This window comes from Atlanticothrix silvestris CENA357 (genome assembly GCF_016056295.1).
Taxonomy (GTDB): Bacteria; Cyanobacteriota; Cyanobacteriia; order Cyanobacteriales; family Nostocaceae; genus Atlanticothrix; species Atlanticothrix silvestris.
In genome coordinates this window covers 25,813-49,190 of sequence record NZ_JAECZB010000024.1, presented here as the reverse complement: position 1 = coordinate 49,190, position 23,378 = coordinate 25,813, and the positions used below count along the sequence as shown (strand labels likewise).

Below are 23,378 nucleotides of genomic sequence, written 5' to 3'. Positions count from 1 at the left end.
ACCCCTCTCCAAACCTCTCTCCGCTTCGGGGAGAGGCTTTGAATTTTACTCCTTTTCCCTAGTAGGGAAAGGGCTGGGGGTTAGGTTTGAGATAAAGTTGCACATCGCATTACTTGCAAAATTTGTACGCTTTTACTCTTATTGCATATACTCTTAATTCATCCGCTGGATAATCTATAACCATCCATATCAGAACTAGCTTGCTGAGCTAATACTTAATTTCTTAGATATTCAAAATCTATTTCTTTGGGTACGGAGCATACATTAGGCGTTATTATCCGAACAGCCCATACTCAAGATATAAATTTTTACAAACCGTTGAAAATTTTAAGATATGGCAGCTGTCAGGCAAATTAGGATATAGACTAAATCTAAAATCCTTATACCTAGAGACTTTTAAGCCTGTTGCCTCCTATACTACTTGCCACCAACCAAAAGCCGGGCCAATAAAACGGATAGTTACCCAAGCTGCAACCATAATACCGATACCTATCCAAGCACCACGAGTAGTCCAAGCAACAAATAGTTCAGCTTGGTTTTTAGTGATGGGAACCCAAGGCAAGATTCGAGTTTCTTGCCCGTATTTTTCTTGGAGTGTGGTTTTCCGACGCTTTGCTTCACCCATAATCAGCAATTCAAAATTAAAAATTCAACTCAAGTTCTAAGATGGCACTGGTAGTCAAGTCAATTACACCAAAAGTGTAAATAAAATTCTGATAGCTTATAAAGCTGAGAATTTATGAATAAACTGATAATAGCGTCTGGTAGGAAGCGATCGCACTGTGGTTGACAAAACGTAAATAGTCAAAGATCAAGAATTTTTGCTCTTTAACTAAGCAGAATTTTCTTCACCAGCATGGGAAAATAAACTCGGATCAAGATAATTAATCCGTGCCAAAGGACTGAGAGCAGCAAGGATTTGCGCGCCATAGCTACGGTTAATTACACGACTATCGAGTAAAGCAATGATACCTTGACTTTCTCGTACAGGAGCGATCGCTCGCTGCAATTCATTCAAAGCAGCTGGTAACAAAAATAAACGAAACCAGTCTTGATGCGATCGCTTATAGTGAGCGACTCTACCAGCCACAAGAGGATTTTCTAAAGATGGTAAAGGCAAGGTAGCAATAATTAACAAATGAGGTGCAGGCAAAACTGTTTGATGCTCCCGCCAAAATTCCCAACCACTGATCAAAATACCATTCTCATCCAAACAAGTTTTTTCCACCTGCACCCGTGAACCAAACTCAGAAGCCAAAATCGCCCCAACCTGGGCTTTCAGCGGTACATCCCCCACTAGTACAACAATTAATCCTGGTGCTGTAGCACTAAGACAAAGTAGTGTACGGACTTGGTGAATAAATGCTGCTTGAAATTCTGGTGTGTTGGGTAAGGGTAACTTATGGGGCAAATATAATTGAACTGCTTCTGCTTGACTATCAGAAGAAAATTTTAAACAAGTGACATCATCTAATCCCAAACGCTGACGAAACAGCGGAGCCTCAGTCTCTGTTTCCAAAGCGCTACCAACTAACACTACAGGTTGTCTTTGCCAAATAGGTGCAAGTATTTTTCCTAATTCTAGTGGGGCGTAATGCAAAGAAAATAAACCTTGGCGACGGGAAATGGTTCCCCAGAAGAGAGCAGGGGAGGCAGGGAAGGAAAGAGAAGCAGGGGGGGTAGAGGAGGCAGGGGAAGAAATATATTCAAATTGCTGCCAGAACTGTTGCCAGTTATCAGGTATATTATCGGCTGTTTTTAAGATTGAATAAAGACGGTTAAGAATTTCTGTTTCTGGCTGAGAAATCAAATAGCACTCATAGGGATTAGCAGGATGCTGGAACAGTTCTTTTGTGAGTTGTACCCGTGCAGAGCGAATTGCCTCAGCTTGCTGGGGACAAGCTAGCATGAGTTGATCCCAATCATGGGGTTGAATATCTTTAGTCAGCTGACGACGTACCCAACTTTCTAGATCGTCTACCCCATCAATAATAGTAGGAATAGCTGGAGGAAAATAATCAGAAGATATGAGTTGCCCTTTTAACCAAGCCTCAGGGGAAATCAGGAATAGTCCTTGGAACTCAGAACCCGGCCAAGCGTCACCTGTTCTGATTGGTTTATTGACTTGTAGCCACTGCTGTAGCCGGGGAATTTCTACTTGCAACAAACGTTGCTGTACTGCTTCAGGAGTAACAATAATTACAGAACCTTGCCACATCAACGCTGATGCTACAAAACTAGTGCGATATCGCCCTTGATAGCCACAAACTGCCCCAACTTGAATTAAGGCACTACGTCCTAGGCGCAAGGCGCGTGCTACCAACCGGGCCATCGTCAAATGATGGGGCCAGGAAGGGAACCCCTCCTGCGATCGCAGGAAGTTATGTAGTGACAAATGGACTTCTGCCTCAATCACAAGCTTTTAATCCCATAAAAAGTGACTTTTACTTCCAATAGCCCCATTTCTATTATGTTGTCGGTTGTTAGTTGTCAGTTGTTAGTTGTTATGTTAGTTATTTTTTACTCACCACTAACCACTAACCATTGACCACTAACCATTGACCACTGACCACTGACCACTGACCACTAACCAATTATCTAAATTATGCCAACTTACACAGGAATTTCCAGCGAAGCCTTTAGGCATCCACTGGATCGCCAAGCCGAGGAAGCTTTACGAAATTTGCCAGGATTTGATTTCTTAGCTCGTAAATTCGTGGAGTTTTTCGCCGAACGCCCTCAGTTAGTTTATCTAATGGGCAACACCATCCAAGTCGGGCCACGCCAATATTCCACTATTTACCAGATTTTTCGAGAATGCGTGCGGGATTTGGACATTTACCCAGAACCAGCACTTTTTGTTGAGCAAAACCCCCAAGCGAATAGCTATGCACTTGGGCAAGAACATCCTTACATTGTCATAAATACAGGGATATTAGACTTACTAAACGAAGCCGAAATTAGGGCGGTGCTAGCCCATGAACTGGGACATATTAAATGTGGTCATACTATTCTAATTCAAATGGCAATATGGGCGAAGAGTGTTGCTGCTAGAGTTGGTGACTTAACCTTTGGTATTGGTGATTTTGTCAGCCAAGGTTTGTTGCTGGCTTTTTATGAATGGCGACGTAAAGCCGAGTTATCGGCTGATCGTGCTGCTCTATTAGTAACAGATGATTTAAATTTGGTAATCTCTTCAATGATGAATGTAACTGGTGGTAGTATCAAATATGCCAATGAATGCAGTTTACAAGAGTTTATCAAGCAGTCAGAAAATTATCAGGCACTTGATGAAGACGGACTCAACCAAGTGTATAAATTTTTGATGTACACTGGCTTTCAAGGTGCAATGCTGACTCATCCTTTTCCTGTGGAACGTTTGCAATATCTACGACAGTGGTCAGTATCAGAAGAATATCAGCAAATTCGCCGAGGAAATTATCAGCGCTCGCCCGCATCAGGAGCAGTCAATGTTGCAGCAGAAACTCCTGAAAATGAAACAGAAGATTTACGTCGGCAAATTGAAGAATTGCAACGGGAAATTAACAGAATGAAAAGGTCAGAGTAGTTCGTTTACTTATAGTTTTTGGGCATGGTGAGACAGCGCTGCAAAGAGAAGTGCCTTGCGCGGGTTCCCCGCGTTGTGGCAACTTCTCACTCGGGGAGACGCTCCGCGAACGGGGAGGGTTAGCCCACCCAGGCGACTGCGTAAAGCCTGCGGCATAGCTACACTTAGAGTGAGCTTGCGAACGTCACCCGTTCGCTGAAAGCGTTCCCGAAGGGTAGGGGGTATAGAAAAGAAGGGGCAAGGGGGAAAGAGTAATGGTTAAGGGGTTTGTTTCTTCATCCTTTACCCAAGATTGTTTATCTCCTACCCCGGATTTTTGTAGGGTATATGTCTTACCTACCAACATTAGCTGTAGCATAATTTATCTTTTAGGATTCCCTCACAACGGATAATACTTTTTAGCTGGACTACTAAACCCTCAAAGTTGTGATTTAGGCATTGATCAATATGGTTGTTAAATTTACAAAACGGTTGTCTGTATTAACTGTTACTATTTTTGCCTTAGTCACCTTTATACCTGGAATCGCTTGGGCAACACCGACACAATTCTATGCGGCTTCTGATATTGTTTTTGCTCAAGTTACAAATGCTGCCAGCAACTTTGCCTCATTATCAGACGTTAATCTTACTCCCCAACAGCGTCAACAACTTCAAGGAGTACGCCAAAGAAGAAATAAAGAAATTAACGCCGTCTTAAATTCATCTCAACGTACTAAACTTGCCCACAAATTACGTTCTGGTAATGATATCAGTCAGGCTCTAGAAACACTCAATTTGCAGCCAGAACAGCAAGAACTGGTAAAAGCGATCGTGCAATTTACAAACCTGAAGATGAAAACAATTTTATCTCAGCATTCGATACAAGTAGGACAAAAATAACTCTAGCAGAGTTCGTTCACCCCACTGCCTCCCCAACGTACTGCCTTGTTTATCCGCGTTCATCATCTTTTATCGGCGGTTAATTAGGGCTTGCTGTACCTCATGAGCAGTTGCTGCAATGAGTATGCGAAAAATTGAAGCGTAAGCGCTAGGATTACATAAATGTTCGCTTAGCATCCCTTAGAGGATGTTTGAAAAGTTTTGGGCGAATATAATTCGCTACTACACAAACAAAGCCCGCCTGCGCGGACTAATGTAAAAACAAGGGTTTGAAACCCACGCAGGTGGCCTTCCCGGAGGGAAGCCGCTACGCGTCCTGTCCGTGTAGCCAAGCCACTGCGCCCTTGCGGTTCCCCGACTTGTTCGCGCAGCGTCTACCCTTGGGAGAAGCAAGTGGCGCGCGACTTCTAGTCGCCAGGGCGAGTAATAAATTAGACTTTTCAAACAACCTCTTAGAGAAGTATGCTTTTGCGGGCTAAGCTAAGATTTTTAAAGCTTGCTGAGGCAGGCTTTATTCGTGTAGGTGTAGATAGTTGGTCTTATCAGACGCGAGAAATTGGGTCTTTTTGGCTTGCTGAACGATATTGACATTTATTCCAAATATCAAACTTATTTACTTTTCTTAATCTAAACTAGATACTGTTAGAATTACTGCCTGTCTCACTACAATCATGAGAATCAAAATATTTGTTGATTTGCGGTTGTTCTAGAAATTCGAGACGAAAATGCTGCTTTTTCAGTGAGCATCAAGTTTTATACCCTGCGAAAGAGTTTAGAAAAACTAAATGTACGTATACTAAGCTTATAATTACATCAAGTATCTTAAAATTCTCTGACTCTGCGTAAGCAGTATGCCCTTGGGAGTTTTTTGATCTTTTTGAAGAATAGTACTTTTTATACTAATAAAGAATTTTTGAGAACCCTACTTAGGCTCTATTTATATTCTTTGTTAGTCATATCTATGTCATATCTATCAAAGACACTTGGTTATAGACGGCAGCTTTAGCTCAAAGCCGCCCTGTTAGGAGCAAAATAAATGATTCTGGACGGAAATAAGCCACAGAAACTCTTGAAAATGCAAGATGACGCAGCCACAGACCAAATAATTAACTCCAAGTTATATCACACCGTTCAAGAAGGAAACAGAGAGATATTTTTCCGTCTGTTTATATCACCATCGAAGTTGTTGATTGTTTGCCTTTTGGGTATTGGATTGATGACAGCGAGTTGTGGCTCATTTCAGAGAGAATCAGCTAAAGCACAATCTCAGCGCCCCAGTAATACTGGGGGTAGTGCAACGCCTGTGGACGTAGCGATCGCCCGTACTGATTTGCTCCAAAAATCGCCAGAATACACCGGTAATACTACAGCTTTCCGTACAGTATCATTGCGATCGCAGGTAGAAGCTAGGCTATTGGCATTGAATCTAGATGTGGGCGACACAGTAAAGCTTGGGCAAAACGTCGGGCAATTGGATGATGCCATACTTTTGACAGAGCTAAAGCAAGCAGAAGCAGAACTAGCAGCCCTGAAATCAGAAGTAGCTAGAACCCAAACCCAGGTAAGTAATGCCCGTGCTGATGTAGAACGGGCGCGATTAGAAGTGGTGCAAGCGCAAGCAGACTCGCAAAGGCAACAAAACCTTTTTAAAGAAGGTGCAATTGCCGAACAAACTGCTGAACAAGCACGTACTCAAGCACAAACAGCAGCCCAAGCACTGCGAGCTGCTCAAGAGCAAGTCCGTACAGAACAAGAAGCTGTCGCCGCAGCTCAAGGCAGAGTAGTTGCCCAACAAGCAGTAGTTGCCCAAACCAAAGAGCGCCGATCTTATGCTCGACTTGTATCCCCCATCACTGGTGTGATTACAGAAAGGGTGACAGAACCAGGTAATCTTCTCCAACCAGGTAACGAAGTCTTGCAAATTGGAGACTTTAGCCGTGTCAAAGTCGTAGTCCAAGTTTCCGAATTAGAACTCGCACAAGTCCAAGTAGGGCAGTCTGTACAAGTTCGCTTAGATGCCTTTCCCAATCGATCATTTATTGGGAGAGTGGTACGTATTTCTCCTGCTGCGGATGCCACGGCTCGTTTGATACCAGTAGAGGTTGTGATTCCCAATACTGCTAACAACATTGGTAGCGGACTTTTGGCGCGAGTGACGTTTGGCAGCCAGACAGCACAGCGAGTAGTGGTACCGCAAACAGCTCTGCAAAAGCCAGCAGGAAATCAGAAAACTTCTTCGTCCGCAGCAGCTAAAAGTGAACCAGAAAGTCAAAATGGCACAGTATTTGTGGTTACAGATACAGAAGGCAAAGCAAAGGTAGCAGCGCGTCCTGTAACCCTAGGAAAAAAGGTTGATGGCAGAGTAGAAATTTTATCCGGCTTACAACCAGGCGATCGCTATGTTGCTCGTAGTGCAAAACCTTTAAAAGATGGCGATGTTGTAAATTTATCAATTTTGTCAGAAACAGCAGATAAAAAAACTAATTAAAATTTTGAATCTGGCATTTTTAATTGGAGCAAAGCAACCATAATGCAGCAGGTAAAGAACAGTGGCGGATTTAGTATTAGTGGGATCTCGATTCGCCAACACATCGGCACTCTCATGCTCACTTTGGCAGTGGTTGTTTTAGGAGTATTTTTTCTTACTAAATTACCAGTAGATTTACTGCCATCAATTACCTATCCAAGAATTGGGGTGCGGATAGAAGCACCTGGGATCGCTCCAGAGATAGGAGTTGATGAAGTCACAAGACCACTAGAAGAAGCTTTTTCCGCCACAGAAGGTGTAATACAGATTTTTTCCCAAACCCGCGAAGGACAGGTAAATTTGGATCTGTACTTTCAACCGGGAGGTAATATTGACCAAGCCTTAAACGATGCCACAGCTGCTTTTAACAGAGCTAGAAGCACTTTACCAGACGCTATTGAAGAACCGCGCTTATTCAAAGTTGATCCTTCTCAATTACCAGTTTACGAATTTGCCTTAACTTCACCCTCCTTAACAGGCGTTGATTTACGGGTTTTTGCCGAAGAAGAACTAGCCCGCGAATTGAGTGTGGTATCTGGAGTCGCAGGGGTAGACGTATCAGGAGGAGTTCAAGAAGAAGTTAGGGTAAACGTTGATTTGGATCGATTGCAAGCTTTAGGCGTGGGTTTAACAGACGTATTGGATGAGCTTCGAGACCGCAACCAAGATGTTTCTGGCGGTCGGATTTTGGGGCAAAATTCTGAACCATTAACCCGTACTGTTGGGCGCTTCCAAAATGCCAATGAAATCAGCAATCTTTCTTTTGAAGTCGCTTCTGCTACTTCTTCAACTTCGAGTTCTCAGACTCCAGTCCTCAACCGCCGCGTTTATTTGCGAGACTTTGCTGAAGTTATTGATGGCTCAGAACAACAACGGATTTTTGTCTTGCTTAATGGGGAAGAAGCCATTAAAGTTAGCATCCAAAAGCAGCCGGATGCTAACACAATCAACGTTGTAGAAGGTGTAAAAAAACGCCTTGAAGAACTGCGACAATCTGGGGTAATTCCTGAAGGGACGGTTTTGACAGCTACCTTAGATGAGTCGCGTTTTATTAGCAATTCCATCTCGAATGTTGCCACTTCTGGGTTGATTGGTACAGGATTGGCAGCGATCGCAGTTTTACTATTTCTTGGTTCCTTAAGACAAACTTTTATTATCGTTCTAGCTATCCCCCTAGCAACTCTTTCCGCCATTATCTTTATGGGGCTATTTGGCTTATCCCTCAACGTTTTTAGCTTGGGTGGTTTGGCTTTAGGTGTGGGTATTGTGGTAGATAACTCCATCGTCATGTTGGAGAACATTGCCGAGGGTGTTGGTATGACTCCCGGCAAGAATAGTAGAAGCCGCTTAAATCAGCAGCAGGTCATTTCTCAGGCTGAACAAAGTAGTCAAGAAGTAGAATCAGCTTTAATTGCTTCCACTAGTACAAATTTGGTGGCAGTGTTACCGTTTTTGCTGATCGGCGGTTTTATATCATTACTGTTCAATGAATTAATTCTTACCATCACTTTTTCCGTAGCAGCTTCGATTTTAATGGCGGTGACAGTTGTGCCTATGCTCTCATCCCGAATGTTGGGATGGAAATTTTCCAGCCGTTTAAATGAATTTTGGCTATTGCGAAAGTTTAATGAGCGCTTTGATGCGGCGACGAGAGGGTATGGCAACTTTTTGCGCGGAATATTGCGCTGGCGGTTAGTAACAGTAGCGATCGCTATTATCGTTTTTGGTGGTAGTAGTTTGTGGATGGCTCCGCAAATTCCCCAAGAAATCCTCCCCCGGATCAGTACTGGACAAGCCAACTTAAACGCCCAGTTTCCTCCCGGTACACCTCTAGAAACCAACCGCAAAGTCATGGCTGCGGTCGATGACATTCTCCGCAATCAGCCAGAAACAGAATATGTTTTTTCTACAGCTGGTGGTGCGCTCTTTGGTACCAATACTAGTGCTAATGCTCAAAGAGGCACTAGCAACATTACCTTAAAACCAGGTACAGATGTCGAAGCTTATGTAGAAAGAGTTACCGAGGAGTTTAACAAGCTAAATCTAGTCGGAATTCGCTTGCGTGTTTCTCCTGGCCAAGTGCGAGGTTTGATTCTGAGTAACTCTCCGGTTCGTGGTGCTGACGTTGACGTGATCCTTCAGGGTAATGATGCTGATGTATTACAACAAGCAGGCCGTCAGGTACTAGCAGCCTTAGAAGAGCAAGCTAATTTAGTGAGATTCCGCCCCGATGCAGATGAGCGTCAACCAGAAGTTCAGATTCTTCCGGATTGGGAGAGAGTTTCGGCTTTGGGGTTAACTACTACAGATATTGGGGAGACAATTCAAACTGCACTCGAAGGAAGTACACCAACTCAGTTACAACGCGGCAATCGTTTAGTAGATGTCCGCGTACAGTTAAATGAAGAATCGGTGCAAACACCTTCTCAATTAGAGAGGTTGCCTTTGTTTGTGAGTAACAATCGTCAAATCCGCTTGAGCGATGTGGCTAAAATTGTTGAGGCGCAAGCTCCAGGAGAGATTCAGCGAATTAATCAGCGTCAGGTTTTCTTACTCGCTGGTAATTTAACTGAAGGAGCTAGCTTAAGCGCGGCTTTAGAACAGGTGAATACAATACTCAATAGTTTAGATTTGCCTGAGGGTGTCAGTGTCTTACCCAGTTCGGCAGCAGAATCTAATCAGCAACTGCAAAACTCACTGCGACTTTTAGGGGGATTAGCTGCCTTTTTAGTTTTTGTGGTCATGGCAGTGCAATACAATTCCCTGATTGATCCTTTAGTAATTATGTTTACGATTCCTCTGGCATTAGCTGGGGGTATATTCGGACTTTACATAACCAATACTGCTATTGGTGCAACTGTAATCGTCGGGGCGGTGTTGTTGGTAGGTATTGTAGTTAATAACGCCATTATCATGGTAGAACTGGCAAATCAAATTCTTGAGCGAGAAAAAGTCGACCGGAAAACCGCAATTTTGAAAGCTGCTCCTCAACGCTTACGTCCAGTGTTGATGACTACCATTACTACTGTTTTAGGTATGTTTCCTCTAGCATTGGGAATTGGGGAAGGTTCAGAATTTCTGCAACCGTTGGGTGTAGTGGTGTTTTCTGGTTTGTCTTTAGCAACAGTGCTAACGCTGTTTATTATTCCCTGCTTTTATACTCTGCTGCACGATATTTTAAGTGGTAATTGGACGAAGCCAGTGTTTATCTGGTTACGCGTATTGAAGAAAAGATTTAATTAAAGACCATGCATAACACAATACGGTTTAGTTAAGCATTTCTTTCTTCTCTTTGCGTCCTACCCTGCGGGAAGCCCTCCGGGTTCAGGGGTTCAAACTCGACGAAAACCGCCAAGACTCTGACCCCTTCACCGCTACGCGTCTACGTTAAAAAAATTGACTTTGGCAAAGAGTTTTAGCCTTAACTGAACTGTATGGATTTGTAACAGTAGCTACGAAACGCTGAGGTAGTTTGCTTCCCCATAGGGGTATGGCTACACTCTGTTACCGAAGGCGGTTAGCTTAAGGTTTTTTGATAGATAACAAGCCTTATGCCTATCTACTGCATGGTGTTATTTGCTTCCTTAAGTACAAGGATAGACTTATGCTATTCGGGCTTGTGTGCTGCGAGAATCAAAAACAGTGGAATACGCTTTCGCCGTTCATAGGTCTGCACGTCGTGAAAATGTTCCCGTTGTGGACGTGCTTCACGCAGATCCTCAATGATAAATCCAACTTCATTGAGAAAATGGAAATAGTCTTCGATTGTGCGATGATATTTTTGGACTGTGCCACCGAGCCACTGTGTGACTCGTACTCCGGTCGTAAAATAGTTATCGACAACCCAATCTTGACGCATCTTCCCAGAAGTCCAGCCTCGATCGCATGAAGTAATAACGGGATGCTCGACCGAAAAAACCAACCGTCCCGCAGGTGTGAGTGAATTAAATATCTGAGTGCAAATTGGTGCGAGATCAGCGACGTAATGCAGGGAAAGTCGTGCAATTACTAGATCAAATGCTGCGTGTGGATACGTCCAGTTCTCAATTGTTTGCTTAATGATCTGACATGTCGTGTCAGCAAGTTTCTTGGTCGCAACTTCAGCCATCTTGTGCGAACCTTCGATACCAGTGTAGCTCGCAGCACCGCGATCAAGAAGTTCTCGCCCAATTGCTGCATCGCCACACCCCAGATCAAGGATACGTTTGCCAGTAATAGATCGAATAAGACTCATAATTACTGGCTTTTCAAGCGTATCGTTCGGTGTATCTGTACTTTGACGATGGTGCATGTAGGTTGCAAAAACTGCTTCATCGTCATAGAAGTTTGGGCCTGTTTGCTCCATAGGTGCTGTTTCTTTACATAGAATCGAGGCGGCGACGTAATTGACTGCTGAAAGAATCAATTACCGTAACGACTACCAGTAGTACCAACATCATGGTTGTTGCCTTGGTGTACTCAAAGCCGTCAATATAATTTTTTAACTCGAAGCCAATACCACCTGCACCGACTACACCTAATACAGAAGCAGCACGGATATTGTACTCAAACATCCACAAGGTATAACCTAATCCTAGGGGCAGTACTTGGGGCAAAATACTGTATTGGGTAATTTGTAATCTAGAGGCTCCGATAACTTGTAAAGATTCAAGAGAGCGAGAATCAACTGCTTCAATTGCTTGTTGATAAAATTTAGCAAGGTAGCCGATGGTATAGATTGCTAAGGCCAAAGTACCTGCGGGTGCGCCTAATCCGGTGGCGGCGACAAAAATTAGCCCCAGAATAATCGAAGGGACAGAACGCACAGCATTTTGCAGTAAATTAGCCAGCGATCGCAACCATTGTGGAGCAATGTTGGTGGCACTAGCTACAGCAATGGGCAAAGAAAGGATTGCTCCAAGGCTAGTTCCCCATATAGACATCTGTACAGTTTCAATTAATGCCTTTATTGCTATATCTAAAACTGTTAAATCTGGAGGAAATAACCGAGAAATGAAATCGGTCATGTAAGGCCAACTGGTTTTTAAAAGTTCAAAATCAACTTTCAAACCTTGCAAAGCCCAACCATAAACTCCAAATACAATTAAGAGAATGAGTAGGGGAATTACCCAAGGATAGCGGCGCAGCAGTTTTAAATTAAACAAGTAACTCATATTTTAAAAAATAAGGCATTGGGCATTGATTCTTATTCTTTTTCTCTAGTTCCTGCTCCCTAGTCTCTAGTCCCTTTTACATCGAAGCATTAGCAAATTGAGCTTGTAAATTGTCACAAATGCCGTCATAAACTATACGTCCAGCATCTAAGACGATCGCTCGCTGGGCGTATTTTGCAGCAATGCCCAAATCGTGCAACACTGCCACAATAGTCATGCCTTGCTGGGTGTGCAAATTAGATAAAGTCTGCATCACTTGTTGAGATGCCACGACATCTAATCCTGTAATCGGTTCATCGGCTAAGAGAATTTGCGGCGATTGAATTAAAGCACGAGCGATCGCCACTTTCTGTTGCTGTCCTCCACTGAGTTTACTGGTTTTTTGATCAGCTAGTTCTCTTAAACCCAACTGCTCTAATAACTCTAGTGCTAATAGGCGATCGCGTTTAGGAAAGCCTAACAAAGTTTGCCAAGTTGTCCTGATACCCAACCGTCCACACAATACATTTTCCAGTGCTGATACTTGCCGAATCAATCCGCCACCTTGAAACATCATGCCAATGTCGCGGCGAATTTTAGGCAGGGTTCGGGGAGTTACTGTCATGCCATTAATCTGAATTTCTCCTCGCACTGGTTGTATTAACCCTACCAGCGATCGCAATAAAGTAGACTTACCTGCGCCATTAAGTCCCAATAAAACGACAAATTCACCTCGTTTTATCTGGCAATTAATTCCGTTGAGGATGGGACGATTGAGAGATGCAGCGTAAGCTGTCTCTAGGTTATGACATTCAATAACACACTCATTCATCCTCAACCTCAGTCAATTCCATCGGTTCATTAGTAGTTTGTAAAAGTTAGGAGTTAAGAGTTATTCATTTCCAACTCTTAACTCCGCATTCAGCACTTTTTTTATGGCTCGATTCCAACACGCTGGAGAGCATCCCGGATTGGTGCTAAGTGACTATCATGATCAACTTTCACCAACTTTGTGGCATTAGACAGATCTTTGAGCAGCTGGTTATTTGATGATTGATTCAATTGCATTAACGCAGTGATCAATTTCTCTCGCATAGGAGCCGGAACGCTGTCATCAATGACTATACCGTGGGCAGGTACCCCTGTAATTGCATGAAGAACTCGCAATTGACTTTTTTCTTGCGCGGTTACATAAGGCGGATTGAGCGCATATTCTGATACTACAGCTGCATCTGCTTGACCGCGCAAAACTGCTTGCAAAGCACCAGAGTAATTACTGCCGTAAGAAACTTGACCAAAGAAATTATCCAAGCGATCGCGGTTAGGCACAAATCCCTGTTTCACTAGTTCACCAACAGGGAAAATAAACCCTGAGCCAGAAGTTGGAGAAACAAATGCCATTCGTTTACCCCGCAGTTGTTCTAGGGTAGCTTTGGCAGAATCTTTGGATGTTAAAGAACTATTTTTTGGAACTACAAATATTGAGCTATAAGTATGTCCTCCAGAGTAATTGGGACGCACTTCTGCCAAATACAATCGAGCATTTGCCAACTGTTGAGCTTTCAAAGCCGGACGACTACTCACGAAAGCTGCATCAACTCGACCTGCTCTTAAGGCTTCGACAGCTGCTGTTTCATCTGATACAACTGCCTGAACTGGCATTCCTAGTTGTTTAGATAGAAAAGTCGCTACAGCATTTGCTTTGTTTTGGGCATCTGTAATTTCACCCCGTTTAGGAAAAGCTATTCTTAAAGTTTTCTGATTTTGGGCAATCAAGTTTGATGCCTGTTGATTGTTTGTGGGTTTAGCAACAGCCTGCATTTCCCCGAAGGAACTAATTACTAAACCCGTAAGCGCTACAAATACCGCGCCAGCACCCAATAGGCTTTTTTTGCTCACACTCACTTGCAACTCTCCATTCAAATTTATTCGCAATAATTTTGCAAATTTATATCAATTAGTCTCTTAAAAAGATTTATAACTTTTAAGAACAAAAGTCAATACAAGTTGTGTGAAAACTCGTAAAACAAGCAGTTAACTTCATAGTTTGCCAGAATTTTTATAAAAAAGTAAGTATAATATTTGACTTCATTTTCACTCAAGCAGAGGAGTACCCCATATTTAATGATCAAATATTGATCAATCAATTTAATTCTAAAATTGAGTTGACTTTTTCTAAAAATTCATTAACGTAAAATGGCTTGGGAATAAAATCGGCTATGTCTTTATGTCTAAAAGATTGTTCGTTAGTAGCTGATACAATTAAAACAGGAAAAGTGTTTAATTTTAAATTTTGTCGAACATAATAAATTAGATCATAGCCATTCATCTCTGGCATAATTAAGTTTGTAATTAATAAATCAGGTTGTCTAATTTTAAGTTTTGAGATAGCTGCCAAAGCACTATTAGCAGTTTCAACTTCATAGCCTTCTGATTCTAATACAGTTTGAATTAACTCAAGTATTTCTTGAATATCGTCACAAACCAAAATATATTTAACATCATTTTTTTCTTGAATATTATGTAAATTCATAAGTTTAGTTAGTCAACTACTTTTCAATTAATTTTTTTAAAAAATTAATTGGTAATGCAACTATCAAAAGTAATATGATGGCGTGATAGCATTTTTCTTTTCCAAGGGTGTTTTAGGAGCGACAAGAGACACCTTTAACTTCTATCCGAAGCGAATAAGAGAGATTAAGCACGTATAGAAAAAGACACCATAGTAAGTACTTAGTAGTCTTAAAAAGAAATAATTATCCAATTACTGATTGTTTAGTAAGTATCAAATATTACTAATTAATACTTTAGAAGCATCAATAATTTAGTTTTCAGCATTTTTGTAACACCTCAGCAGGATGCAGTAAAAACGCGAATTTTGTATGTTTTGAAGTAATTACTTAAATTCAAATTAATATTTGAGGTACACATAATACTTGTGTTAAATAATTATTACTGCCTCTGCATAAGCTGGATAGTTTTGCGGATTGAGCAATATGAATGTAGATGAATTAAGTCAACAGATAGAGAAATTGCGATCACGGGTTACAATACTCCTGCAATCTAATCTAAGCGAGCCGAATTCACAACAAAGCTTTACAGCAGAAGCTTTTGAGGAACTCCAAATTGCTTTAGAAGAATTGAAGATAGCTTGTGAAGAATTAGAAGCAACACGAACAATAGTAGAAAAAGAGCGCCAACGCTACCAAGAATTGTTTGATTTTGCACCAGATGGTTACTTTCTGACCGATATCTATGGCAATATTCAAGAAGCTAACCGTGCTGCTGCTGTGATGCTTAATATTCCACAGCGATTTTTAACTCGCAAACCGCTTGTATCTTTCATCGCACACTCAGATCATCAGGCTTTTTTTGCTTATTTAACTCAGTTACAGCAGTTCGACCGAGGCGAGGAATGGGAAGTACTTTTAAAACCACGCGCCCAGATTCCTTTTGATGCGGCTTTAACAGTAGTTACCGTCCGTAGCGAACAAGGAAATGTAGTTGCTCTACGTTGGTTAATGCGTGATATTACCCAACGCAAGCGTTTAGAGTCAGAGCGTGAGCAGTTAATTATCCGTGAAAGAGCTGGCCGTGTTGCAGCCTTTTGGGCTGCAACACGCTCTAATTTCTTAGCTGAAGCTAGTTATGTCATGGCATCATCTCTCGACTACTACACAACCCTAGGTAAGGTTGCCCAATTGACAGTACCGACCCTAGCCGATTGGTGTATTGTAGATATCGTCGAAAATCATTTATTACCCTTCAGTAACCCAATAGTAGCTGCATCTGAACCACAACAGGAAGTACTAGTAAGAGAAATCCGAGAACGTTACCCAATTGCTGTCGATGCTGATATTGGACTAGCAAAGGTTTTACGAACAGGGGAGCCAGAAGTGGTTTCCGAGATTTCTGAATCCTTATTAATAAAAATTGCAGATAACAAAGAACACCTCAGCCTACTGCGCCAACTCCAAATCAAGTCTTATATGGTCGTACCTCTGTTGGTGCGTGAACGAAAGCTGGGAACAATTGTATTTGCGTCAGCCCAATCAGGACGTAAATATACAAAAATAGATTTAGCAATGCTTGAAGAACTTGCCAGACGCGCAGCTTTAGCCATTGAGAATACGCGGCTTTATCGAGAAGCCCAAGAAGCTAACCGGATTAAAGACGAGTTTTTAGCAACCATCTCTCATGAACTCCGCACACCTCTCAACTCTATATTGGGTTGGATTCAAATAATATGTAGGCGAAAACTAGACGAAACAACTACCTTTAAGGCGCTGGAGACAATCGAACGGAATGCAAAACTTCAAATGAAACTTGTTGAAGATATCCTGGATATCTCACGCATTATCAAAGGTCATATTCGTCTAAATATTCGCAAAATTAACCTTGTATCTGTAATTAACGCAGTAATTGAGACTGTGCTGCCAACAGCAGAAATTAAAGCTATTCAAGTTGAGTCTTACCTTAATCCTTCTATGGTTGAAGTTATGGGTGATGCGGAACGCTTACAACAAATTGTTTGGAATTTACTTTCTAATGCCATTAAATTTACGCCTAGTGGAGGGCGGGTTGAAGTGCGTTTAGAGCAAGTAAAATCAAATGCTCAGATTACTGTCTCTGACACAGGTAAGGGAATTAGTGCTAAGTTTCTACCTTACATCTTTGAACGCTTTCGGCAAGCTGATAGTACAACTACTAGAACAGAAAGCGGCTTGGGGCTGGGATTAGCAATTGTGCGCCACTTAGTAGAAATGCATTCAGGCACAGTTTACGCAGTTAGCGCCGGGGAAGGAAAGGGAGCAACATTTACAGTACAGTTACCCATTGTAGAATTTCAATCAAAGCAGCTTGTTGATCAAAGTGAAGTAAAAGTCAATAATCTTCCAACACTTGACGGCTTGCAAATACTCTTTGTAGATGACAATAGCGATACCTGTGAGTTAATAACTTTTATCTTAGAACAGCATGGAGCGCAGGTGACAGCCGTTAGTTCCGTAAATGAAGCCCTCACAGCGTTAGTAGAATTAAAACCTGATATTTTAGTTAGTGATATTGGGATGCCAGATGAAGACGGTTATTCATTGATTAGAAAAGTGCGATCGCAAGAAGCAGGACAAGATGATAAAATTCCGGCTGTAGCACTGACGGCATTTGCTAGAAATAAAGAATGTCAGCTAGCCCTTGAAGCTGGATTCCAAGTTTATATAACTAAGCCAATTGAGCCAGATGAGTTAGTAATCACAGTGGCGAATCTTGCTGGACGTAGTGGCAACTTTTAATTTAGCTTAACTGCACTTTTTAGCTGACGATGGTTTCACAAAATCATGTAAGTCTGCATCCCAAACACTGATGTAAATAAAATCACAGTTTTGACGCACGATTTGACCCTTCACTGAACCTTGCGTAAAACTAAAATCTTCTCTCTGGCGCTGTTGGATTTGTTGCAATCCTTGCTGAATTTCTGGGGTTACTTGCCCATTTAAAATTCCACTTAAGGTAGCTTGCATTACTTGTGAATCTACCGTTTGAGCAAAAGCGGCCTCTGTTTGACGTAGCACTCCAGATTCGCGGTCAAACAAGTAACCAAGGTCAATTTGGTTGGGGACTAACTGATAAGTCACAGCACGCGTATTGCCCCACAAACCCCTTAAATCCTTCTTCGGCTTACCGAGAACAGCTTCTACCGTGCTTCTTGGTGTGCCTGTGGAAAATGCTGGAACGCTTTGCCTGTTTATATTATCTTGTTTTTTTTGCGACGGCTTATCTATTGGTTCTGGTTGGGGCGCTGACGTAACTGTAGGTGCGGGATTATCTGAAGTCACAGGTTCTTCGTCAGGCTGTGGCGTTGTTGTATCTGGGAAGTTGGAATCTGCATCTACTTCGCGGTTGTTGTCTGTTGGAGGAGTAGAAATTGCTGGTTGTTGTGGTGGTGAACTAGGTGTAACTAAGGACGAAGATGGTTGTGAATCAACAGGCGAATCAGTAGGTTGTGGGGATACAATGGAAGTGTCATCTTTGACGATAGATGTTTCAGTCTGTTGCTGGCGAGTGAGGTTAGAAAGTGCTACCCCGCCAATCAAACTACCTACTAACAAACCACCGACGATCAAAATCGATTTTTGCCGATTTTTAGCAGGAGCTATTTGAGTTGGTAGCGTCTGTGCAGTCGCAACAGGGCTGAGGCTGATTGTCGCAGCAGTGTTAATTGGCTGTGGAGCAACATAACTAGCAGATTTTAAAGCATAAAGCATTTTATTCGCAGTACTGTAGCGATCGCCTGCGTGGGGTTTAATGGCTTGATTGATAACCATTGCTAAATGAGAAGAGACATGAGGCGCGTGATTCTGCCAAATAATCTCGCCTGTTTGCTGGTTAGTTTGTAATTCTGCTGGGTGTTTACCAGTTAATAAATAAATTGCTGTTAAACCTAAACTGTAAATATCACTGGCGTAGACTGGTCTTCCTATAGCTTGTTCACTAGGCATATAACCAGGCGTACCAATCACGAGCGATCGCGTGGGATAATTTGCAGAACTGACTACAGAACGTATTGTTTCTTTAACCGCACCAAAATCAATCAAAACAGGCTTTTGATCAACAGCACGAAGAATAATGTTATCTGGCTTGATATCGCGGTGAATAATACCTTTGCTGTGGACATAATCTAAGACAAATAACAGACTCAAGAGAATTTCACGCACAGCAGCTTCGCTTTCATTGCCTTTAGCTGCCACAATATTTGACAGAGTTTGGCCGTGAATCCATTCTTGAACAAGATAAAACTGCCCATTTTCCGAAAAGTAGGCATAGAGCTGAGGAATTTGATCACTACTGTCGCCTAAATACTCTAAGGTTGCAGCTTCCCTCTCAAACCGCTGTTGAATCATTTGGTAGGTTTGAGGGTCATCGGCGATGGGTTTGAGTTGCTTGATTACACAGCGACGACGAGAAGGTATATGAGTATCTTCTGCTAGGAAGGTTTCACTAAACCCACCAGCGCCTAGTACCTGAATAACTTGATAACGATTGTTTAATAGCGTTGTTGTCATGAAAAGTTACAAGCGTGCGCCCTTTCCCAATGTACATCAGATACTAACTTGAACAACGATTTTATGTTGTGCGATCGCGCCCCTATAGACAACCTGTGACTCCCACAAATAAACTCAATAACATCATCTCTAATGCAGTCTTAGCTTGCCCTAACCACCTCGTAATAATTGGTCATATTCTGCGTGTGTTCCAATCCAAAACCATGCTATTTCACCTTCTTCTTCTACCGCTAATGCACGATAATGTAGCCCGACTCGCACTGACCGAAACTGTCCTACTTGCTTAAAGTGTAGTGATGGATATCGGGAATCTTGCTTAAGTATTTCATAGCACCGATCAGCAAGTTTCTGAATCTCGCTTGGTAATTGTCGATAGTGATAACAAAAATCAGGAGTAGCGCGGTATCTCACAAATCAGTACAACGCCCTTCCCGTAAATGTTTCAATGCTTTTTCAGCTAGCCCATCTAATCGTCCGGCTGCTACATCTTCCTCAAACTGCCGATCCCAAATCTCTGCATCAAACTCGGCAAACCAAGCTCGAAAATCGGCAAGCTCCTCTGAAGACAATTGGCTAACAGCGCGTTCAATATCTTGCAAGGTACTCATACATGTAATGGGAACCAAGTGAGGTATAGACTTGTTTCATCATACCGTATATGGCGCTATTTCTTGTAGTACTTAATAAGTCTTCTCACATAAAATATTACATTTTTTCAAATATTTAAATGAAATTTAAATAATTAGTTCACCTAAATTAAATTTATTCGGGAGATAAGAACTGGAGAACAGAAAACATTGAAGCTCTTTATCATTATCATCCTATAAATAGCTGCTCGACGGTCAAATTTAATTCAGGTAATGTTGGAAATTGAATTTTATCACTACCTCGAAACAGAGTAACTTGATATTCTCCATCAATCAGTTGATAAAGTGAAAAAGTAGGCTGTTTCGGATTCCCAATAAATTTTCTAGCCCCCAAAGCTGCATAATCAACCACCCAATATTCAGCAATACCCATTTCCTCATAATCAGCAAGTTTTAAATAATAATCATCTCGCCAATTTGTACTTACAACTTCCACAACTAAAGGTATTGATGCACCATTTGTAAGGGTAGAAGACTTCTCCCACAGAGGTTCTGAGGTTAAAGCCATCTCATTGACAATCAATACATCTGGGAAATAGCCTGATTCTCTTTGAGGTGGTTTTACTATTGCTTGATTGGGGATAAAGTAGGGAAGATTTAATCGATCAAACTCTACAGATAACTTTCTTACCAAAAATCCTTTTATTTTTTCATGTTTACCTGTAGGCTGTGACATTTCCACAATTTCCCCATTATGTAGTTCGTAGCGTATCCCAGAGTTTTTGGGATACCAAGCAATAAATTCATCAAAAGTAACTATTTTGGATAAAGCTTGTGTCATAACATTTTGATTATTATTTTGTTTTCAGGACTTACGCAAAATATCTCTCAAACTCTCATTCCTCAGTGCCCTCTGTGCCTCAAGCCACTAGCGTGTCTACGTTATTCTGTAAATAGTGCGTAAGTCCTAGTTTTGCCTTAATTATAGAAGTGCATCATCTATTTTCTAAAATATCTCAGATTATAAGTATTTTGATATTTAGCAATATCGTCTACATTCTGCTGTTCTAATTTTGAAAGTAACTTAGAAGGAAATTCTTTTGGTGAATATTTAGGACTATACCAAGGTTGATTATTAAAGTAATCTTGTAAGCCAGGAGTATCAAAACGGCGACCATGACGAGCGAAAATGGAATTTCGCATGATATCTAAGGTGAAACCATCTTTACCATCTAAATCGGCATTTGTGACCCGCCTTTTAGAAAGCCAGAAATAATTATCTAATTGTGTTGAATTATTAGTATAAATTGGAGTCTGGACAATTTTTTGGGGAGTTTTTATGATTTGGGGCGGGACAGTTGGTGATGGAACTGAAGATGGGATAATCAACGGAGTTGTCATTACTGAAGGCGTGACAGTTGGCAATGTTATCGAAGGTGTAATATTTGGATCTGCTACAGGTTGAGAAGATTTTGTTAATACTTGACTAATAATTACAGATGCACCAATTAACCCCCCTGCAATCAAACCGCCAAGAAGTAGATTATTGCGATGATGATTTGGCACACTAGGCGGGGAATTAACTGAAATAATTGGTGGTGGGGATGCTACAGGTGTGGGGGTAAAGGGCTGCTGAATGTAGTGCGGTTGCGTGGGTGGAATGGGATTTGTTATGCTCTGCAAAGCATCCAGCATGGCTCTAGCGCTAGGGTAGCGATCGCGTGGATGATAGGCGATCGCTTTATCGATGATTCCTAATATCATGGGACTGACATGACTTGCATACTGTCGCCAGATAATCTCAGCAGTCTGCGGATCAGTTTCTAATTGTTGTGGCTGTTTTCCTGTCAGCAGATAAATTGCTGTAACGCCTAAACTATACAAATCACTAGAATAAACTGGTCTACCTGCGGCTTGTTCACTCGGCATATATCCAGGTGTACCAATTACAATTGAACTGGTAGGATTTCCTTGGGAATTGACTACTGTTCCCATAGATTCCCGCACTGCACCAAAATCAATTAACACTGATTTGCGATCGCGATCGCGGACAATGATGTTGTCTGGTTTAATATCACGATGAACAATATGTTTAGAGTGGACGTACTCCAAGACGGGTAACAAATCCACCAATAATTCTGTAATTGCACTTTCACTAAATAACCCCTGTTTTTGGAGTTTTGTAGTCAGGGTATCGCCTTCAACCCACTCTTGAACTAAGTAAAATTGCCCACCCGATGTAAAGTAAGCATACAACGCGGGAATTTGGTCAATAAATCCCCCCAAATCTTCTAAAATTGCTGCTTCCCGTTGAAACCGTTCTTGTACCAGCTGGTAAATTTGGGGATTGTTTTGAATTGGTCTTAATTGTTTAACTACACAACGGCGTTTGGAGGGCATATAAGTATCTTCGGCTAGAAAGGTTTCACCGAATCCTCCAGCCCCCAGTGTGCGGATAACTTGATAGCGATCATTTAGTAGCTGTGTTGTCATAAGAGGTGATCAGCAATAGTTAGTCCAATTTCTAAAATTCGCCAACAGATTCAAACCTGGAAACCCAGATGAAACCTTAATTACGAATTACGTTAGCGCAGCGTAAAGCCTGCGGCATAGCTACGCTTAGAGCGACGCAGGAGCGTCATTACGAATTACGAATTGGTATTAGCCCACTATAACTTCACTTTAGATCCAGTAATCCCTCTTCTTTTAATTTAGGATTAAAACGAATTTGTGTTTGTAAACCCCGCGCTTCTAATGATGCTAAAATTTCAGTTTCTACTCGCCGTGCCACATTTTTGATGATTTTGATTTGTGTTAATTCATCATTAGTGGGTTTTTGATAATTTGCCTGTTCTTCAGGTGTCATTATTTTTTTAATATCTATTGGTTGCGTCCATGTTTCTTGATTTTCCCCATTTCCTGAAGGAACATTGCCATTTTGAGCAATCCAAGCATTCTCAATATTTGCTAAAATCGTGCGGCTGGGGCGCTCAATTGTTTGAACTTTTACCCAATAACATTTTTGTGGTTGGCGTACCAAATGCTGTCTTAAACTGAGATAAACATCACGGGAATATCCTACAAATTGCAAAACTTTTTTTTGGTCAAATATGGCGTATACTCCTATTTTTCCTTGAAATTTTTCAGGTAATTGACCGCTATCATCAATGTAAGCAACGTATTCTAAGGTTGCTAAGGCAGGAATATTAGTTTCGGTGGTCATACATCAAATCAAAAGTTGTTATTTGAAATTAGCCAATTGATAAAAAGTACGTTTTTTTTAGTTATTAACTAATTTTTCTAAAAATTGTGCAAAGGCGACTGGGTTTGAAAATTTTAGCACTGAACATAAAATTTGGTGGCACGTTGATGATGGCGTACTCATCCGAGTCATGAAATTTTTCAAATTCTGCTGGCATTCCCTTGGGAGTAGTTAAGCTATAGGGAACAGGCTGAAAAAGTAGTTCAGTAAATTCAACTTTTTCCCACTGCAACTGCTGACAAATTTGCTTGAGAAAAGATTCTCCCGCTAATAATTGAAAGAGAGTTTCTTGAGCTTGCGATTCTAGAGTAAAACTACTATCAAAGTTATCAACGATTTTAAGAGGCATTTTGTATAAAGGT

The 23,378-nt window shown here is 41.5% G+C and carries 19 protein-coding genes; 5 read left to right on the top strand and 14 right to left on the bottom strand.

Annotated features, from left to right (window positions below; translation table 11 throughout):
- Nucleotides 1-412 precede the first annotated feature (412 nt).
- Both I8751_RS11995 and I8751_RS11990 read right to left on the bottom strand, forming a co-directional pair.
- A complete protein-coding gene (locus I8751_RS11995; protein WP_214439387.1) occupies nt 413-625 on the bottom strand; it encodes a DUF2839 domain-containing protein in 213 nt (70 codons plus the stop codon).
- Between the two features lie 207 nt (nt 626-832).
- Nucleotides 833-2,416 (bottom strand): helicase C-terminal domain-containing protein, encoded by a 1,584-nt coding sequence (locus I8751_RS11990; RefSeq protein ID WP_214439386.1) that lies wholly within the window; start codon nt 2,414-2,416, stop codon nt 833-835.
- A 189-nt stretch (nt 2,417-2,605) separates the two neighbouring features.
- Here I8751_RS11990 and I8751_RS11985 point away from each other — a divergent pair, with 189 nt between their 5' ends.
- The 4 genes from I8751_RS11985 to I8751_RS11970 all read left to right on the top strand — a co-directional run bounded on the left by I8751_RS11985 (nt 2,606) and on the right by I8751_RS11970 (nt 10,217).
- Entirely contained in the window at nt 2,606-3,568 is a 963-nt protein-coding gene (locus I8751_RS11985; protein WP_214439385.1) for a M48 family metallopeptidase, read from the top strand.
- A 447-nt stretch (nt 3,569-4,015) separates the two neighbouring features.
- Nucleotides 4,016-4,447 carry a hypothetical protein gene (locus I8751_RS11980; protein ID WP_214439384.1) on the top strand — a complete coding sequence of 144 codons (432 nt, stop codon included), beginning with the start codon at nt 4,016-4,018 and terminating at the stop codon, nt 4,445-4,447.
- A 1,036-nt stretch (nt 4,448-5,483) separates the two neighbouring features.
- On the top strand, nt 5,484-6,935 hold the full coding sequence (locus tag I8751_RS11975; protein WP_214439383.1) for an efflux RND transporter periplasmic adaptor subunit: 1,452 nt from the start codon (nt 5,484-5,486) through the stop codon (nt 6,933-6,935).
- A gap of 42 nt (nt 6,936-6,977) precedes the next feature.
- A complete protein-coding gene (locus I8751_RS11970) occupies nt 6,978-10,217 on the top strand; it encodes an efflux RND transporter permease subunit (RefSeq protein WP_214439382.1) in 3,240 nt (1,079 codons plus the stop codon).
- 364 nt (nt 10,218-10,581) lie between these two features.
- Here the strand turns inward: I8751_RS11970 and I8751_RS11965 are convergent, their stop codons facing one another.
- The 5 genes from I8751_RS11965 to I8751_RS11945 all read right to left on the bottom strand — a co-directional run bounded on the left by I8751_RS11965 (nt 10,582) and on the right by I8751_RS11945 (nt 14,639).
- Nucleotides 10,582-11,319 carry a class I SAM-dependent DNA methyltransferase gene (locus tag I8751_RS11965; protein ID WP_214439381.1) on the bottom strand — a complete coding sequence of 246 codons (738 nt, stop codon included), beginning with the start codon at nt 11,317-11,319 and terminating at the stop codon, nt 10,582-10,584.
- A 13-nt stretch (nt 11,320-11,332) separates the two neighbouring features.
- Entirely contained in the window at nt 11,333-12,127 is a 795-nt protein-coding gene (gene phnE / locus I8751_RS11960) for a phosphonate ABC transporter, permease protein PhnE (RefSeq protein WP_214439380.1), read from the bottom strand.
- Between the two features lie 76 nt (nt 12,128-12,203).
- Nucleotides 12,204-12,938 (bottom strand): phosphonate ABC transporter ATP-binding protein, encoded by a 735-nt coding sequence (locus I8751_RS11955; RefSeq protein WP_214439379.1) that lies wholly within the window; start codon nt 12,936-12,938, stop codon nt 12,204-12,206.
- A gap of 101 nt (nt 12,939-13,039) precedes the next feature.
- Entirely contained in the window at nt 13,040-14,011 is a 972-nt protein-coding gene (locus tag I8751_RS11950; RefSeq protein WP_214439378.1) for a phosphate/phosphite/phosphonate ABC transporter substrate-binding protein, read from the bottom strand.
- A gap of 238 nt (nt 14,012-14,249) precedes the next feature.
- Entirely contained in the window at nt 14,250-14,639 is a 390-nt protein-coding gene (locus tag I8751_RS11945) for a response regulator (protein ID WP_214439377.1), read from the bottom strand.
- A 463-nt stretch (nt 14,640-15,102) separates the two neighbouring features.
- On the opposite strand from I8751_RS11945, the gene I8751_RS11940 reads away from it, so the two are divergent.
- Nucleotides 15,103-17,397, top strand: coding sequence for a hybrid sensor histidine kinase/response regulator (locus I8751_RS11940; protein WP_214439376.1), 2,295 nt, complete (start codon nt 15,103-15,105; stop codon nt 17,395-17,397).
- 6 nt (nt 17,398-17,403) lie between these two features.
- On the opposite strand, the gene I8751_RS11935 is transcribed toward I8751_RS11940, so the two are convergent.
- The 7 genes from I8751_RS11935 to I8751_RS11905 form a co-directional block, all read right to left on the bottom strand.
- A complete protein-coding gene (locus tag I8751_RS11935) occupies nt 17,404-19,167 on the bottom strand; it encodes a serine/threonine-protein kinase (RefSeq protein WP_214439375.1) in 1,764 nt (587 codons plus the stop codon).
- A 150-nt stretch (nt 19,168-19,317) separates the two neighbouring features.
- Nucleotides 19,318-19,578, bottom strand: coding sequence for a ParE family toxin-like protein (locus I8751_RS11930; protein WP_214439374.1), 261 nt, complete (start codon nt 19,576-19,578; stop codon nt 19,318-19,320).
- On the bottom strand, nt 19,575-19,775 hold the full coding sequence (locus I8751_RS11925; protein WP_214439373.1) for a hypothetical protein: 201 nt from the start codon (nt 19,773-19,775) through the stop codon (nt 19,575-19,577). The genes I8751_RS11930 and I8751_RS11925 overlap by 4 nt, the downstream gene beginning before the upstream one ends.
- A gap of 208 nt (nt 19,776-19,983) precedes the next feature.
- Nucleotides 19,984-20,595, bottom strand: coding sequence for a Uma2 family endonuclease (locus tag I8751_RS11920; protein WP_214439372.1), 612 nt, complete (start codon nt 20,593-20,595; stop codon nt 19,984-19,986).
- Between the two features lie 158 nt (nt 20,596-20,753).
- On the bottom strand, nt 20,754-22,247 hold the full coding sequence (locus tag I8751_RS11915) for a protein kinase domain-containing protein (protein ID WP_214439371.1): 1,494 nt from the start codon (nt 22,245-22,247) through the stop codon (nt 20,754-20,756).
- A gap of 184 nt (nt 22,248-22,431) precedes the next feature.
- Entirely contained in the window at nt 22,432-22,977 is a 546-nt protein-coding gene (locus tag I8751_RS11910; protein ID WP_214439370.1) for a GIY-YIG nuclease family protein, read from the bottom strand.
- 64 nt (nt 22,978-23,041) lie between these two features.
- Nucleotides 23,042-23,365 (bottom strand): hypothetical protein, encoded by a 324-nt coding sequence (locus tag I8751_RS11905; RefSeq protein WP_214439369.1) that lies wholly within the window; start codon nt 23,363-23,365, stop codon nt 23,042-23,044.
- Between the last annotated feature and the right edge of the window lie 13 nt (nt 23,366-23,378).

What these genes read in the sequence shown, in the direction of transcription:
- I8751_RS11995 (WP_214439387.1), bottom strand. Translation starts at nt 625, where the DNA reads ATGGGTGAAGCAAAGCGTCGGAAAACCACACTCCAAGAAAAATACGGG.
- I8751_RS11985 (WP_214439385.1), top strand. Translation starts at nt 2,606, where the DNA reads ATGCCAACTTACACAGGAATTTCCAGCGAAGCCTTTAGGCATCCACTG.
- I8751_RS11980 (WP_214439384.1), top strand. Translation starts at nt 4,016, where the DNA reads ATGGTTGTTAAATTTACAAAACGGTTGTCTGTATTAACTGTTACTATT.
- I8751_RS11975 (WP_214439383.1), top strand. Translation starts at nt 5,484, where the DNA reads ATGATTCTGGACGGAAATAAGCCACAGAAACTCTTGAAAATGCAAGAT.
- I8751_RS11970 (WP_214439382.1), top strand. Translation starts at nt 6,978, where the DNA reads ATGCAGCAGGTAAAGAACAGTGGCGGATTTAGTATTAGTGGGATCTCG.
- I8751_RS11965 (WP_214439381.1), bottom strand. Translation starts at nt 11,319, where the DNA reads ATGGAGCAAACAGGCCCAAACTTCTATGACGATGAAGCAGTTTTTGCA.
- phnE (WP_214439380.1), bottom strand. Translation starts at nt 12,127, where the DNA reads ATGAGTTACTTGTTTAATTTAAAACTGCTGCGCCGCTATCCTTGGGTA.
- I8751_RS11955 (WP_214439379.1), bottom strand. Translation starts at nt 12,938, where the DNA reads ATGAATGAGTGTGTTATTGAATGTCATAACCTAGAGACAGCTTACGCT.
- I8751_RS11945 (WP_214439377.1), bottom strand. Translation starts at nt 14,639, where the DNA reads ATGAATTTACATAATATTCAAGAAAAAAATGATGTTAAATATATTTTG.
- I8751_RS11940 (WP_214439376.1), top strand. Translation starts at nt 15,103, where the DNA reads ATGAATGTAGATGAATTAAGTCAACAGATAGAGAAATTGCGATCACGG.
- I8751_RS11935 (WP_214439375.1), bottom strand. Translation starts at nt 19,167, where the DNA reads ATGACAACAACGCTATTAAACAATCGTTATCAAGTTATTCAGGTACTA.
- I8751_RS11925 (WP_214439373.1), bottom strand. Translation starts at nt 19,775, where the DNA reads ATGAGTACCTTGCAAGATATTGAACGCGCTGTTAGCCAATTGTCTTCA.
- I8751_RS11920 (WP_214439372.1), bottom strand. Translation starts at nt 20,595, where the DNA reads ATGACACAAGCTTTATCCAAAATAGTTACTTTTGATGAATTTATTGCT.
- I8751_RS11915 (WP_214439371.1), bottom strand. Translation starts at nt 22,247, where the DNA reads ATGACAACACAGCTACTAAATGATCGCTATCAAGTTATCCGCACACTG.
- I8751_RS11910 (WP_214439370.1), bottom strand. Translation starts at nt 22,977, where the DNA reads ATGACCACCGAAACTAATATTCCTGCCTTAGCAACCTTAGAATACGTT.
- I8751_RS11905 (WP_214439369.1), bottom strand. Translation starts at nt 23,365, where the DNA reads ATGCCTCTTAAAATCGTTGATAACTTTGATAGTAGTTTTACTCTAGAA.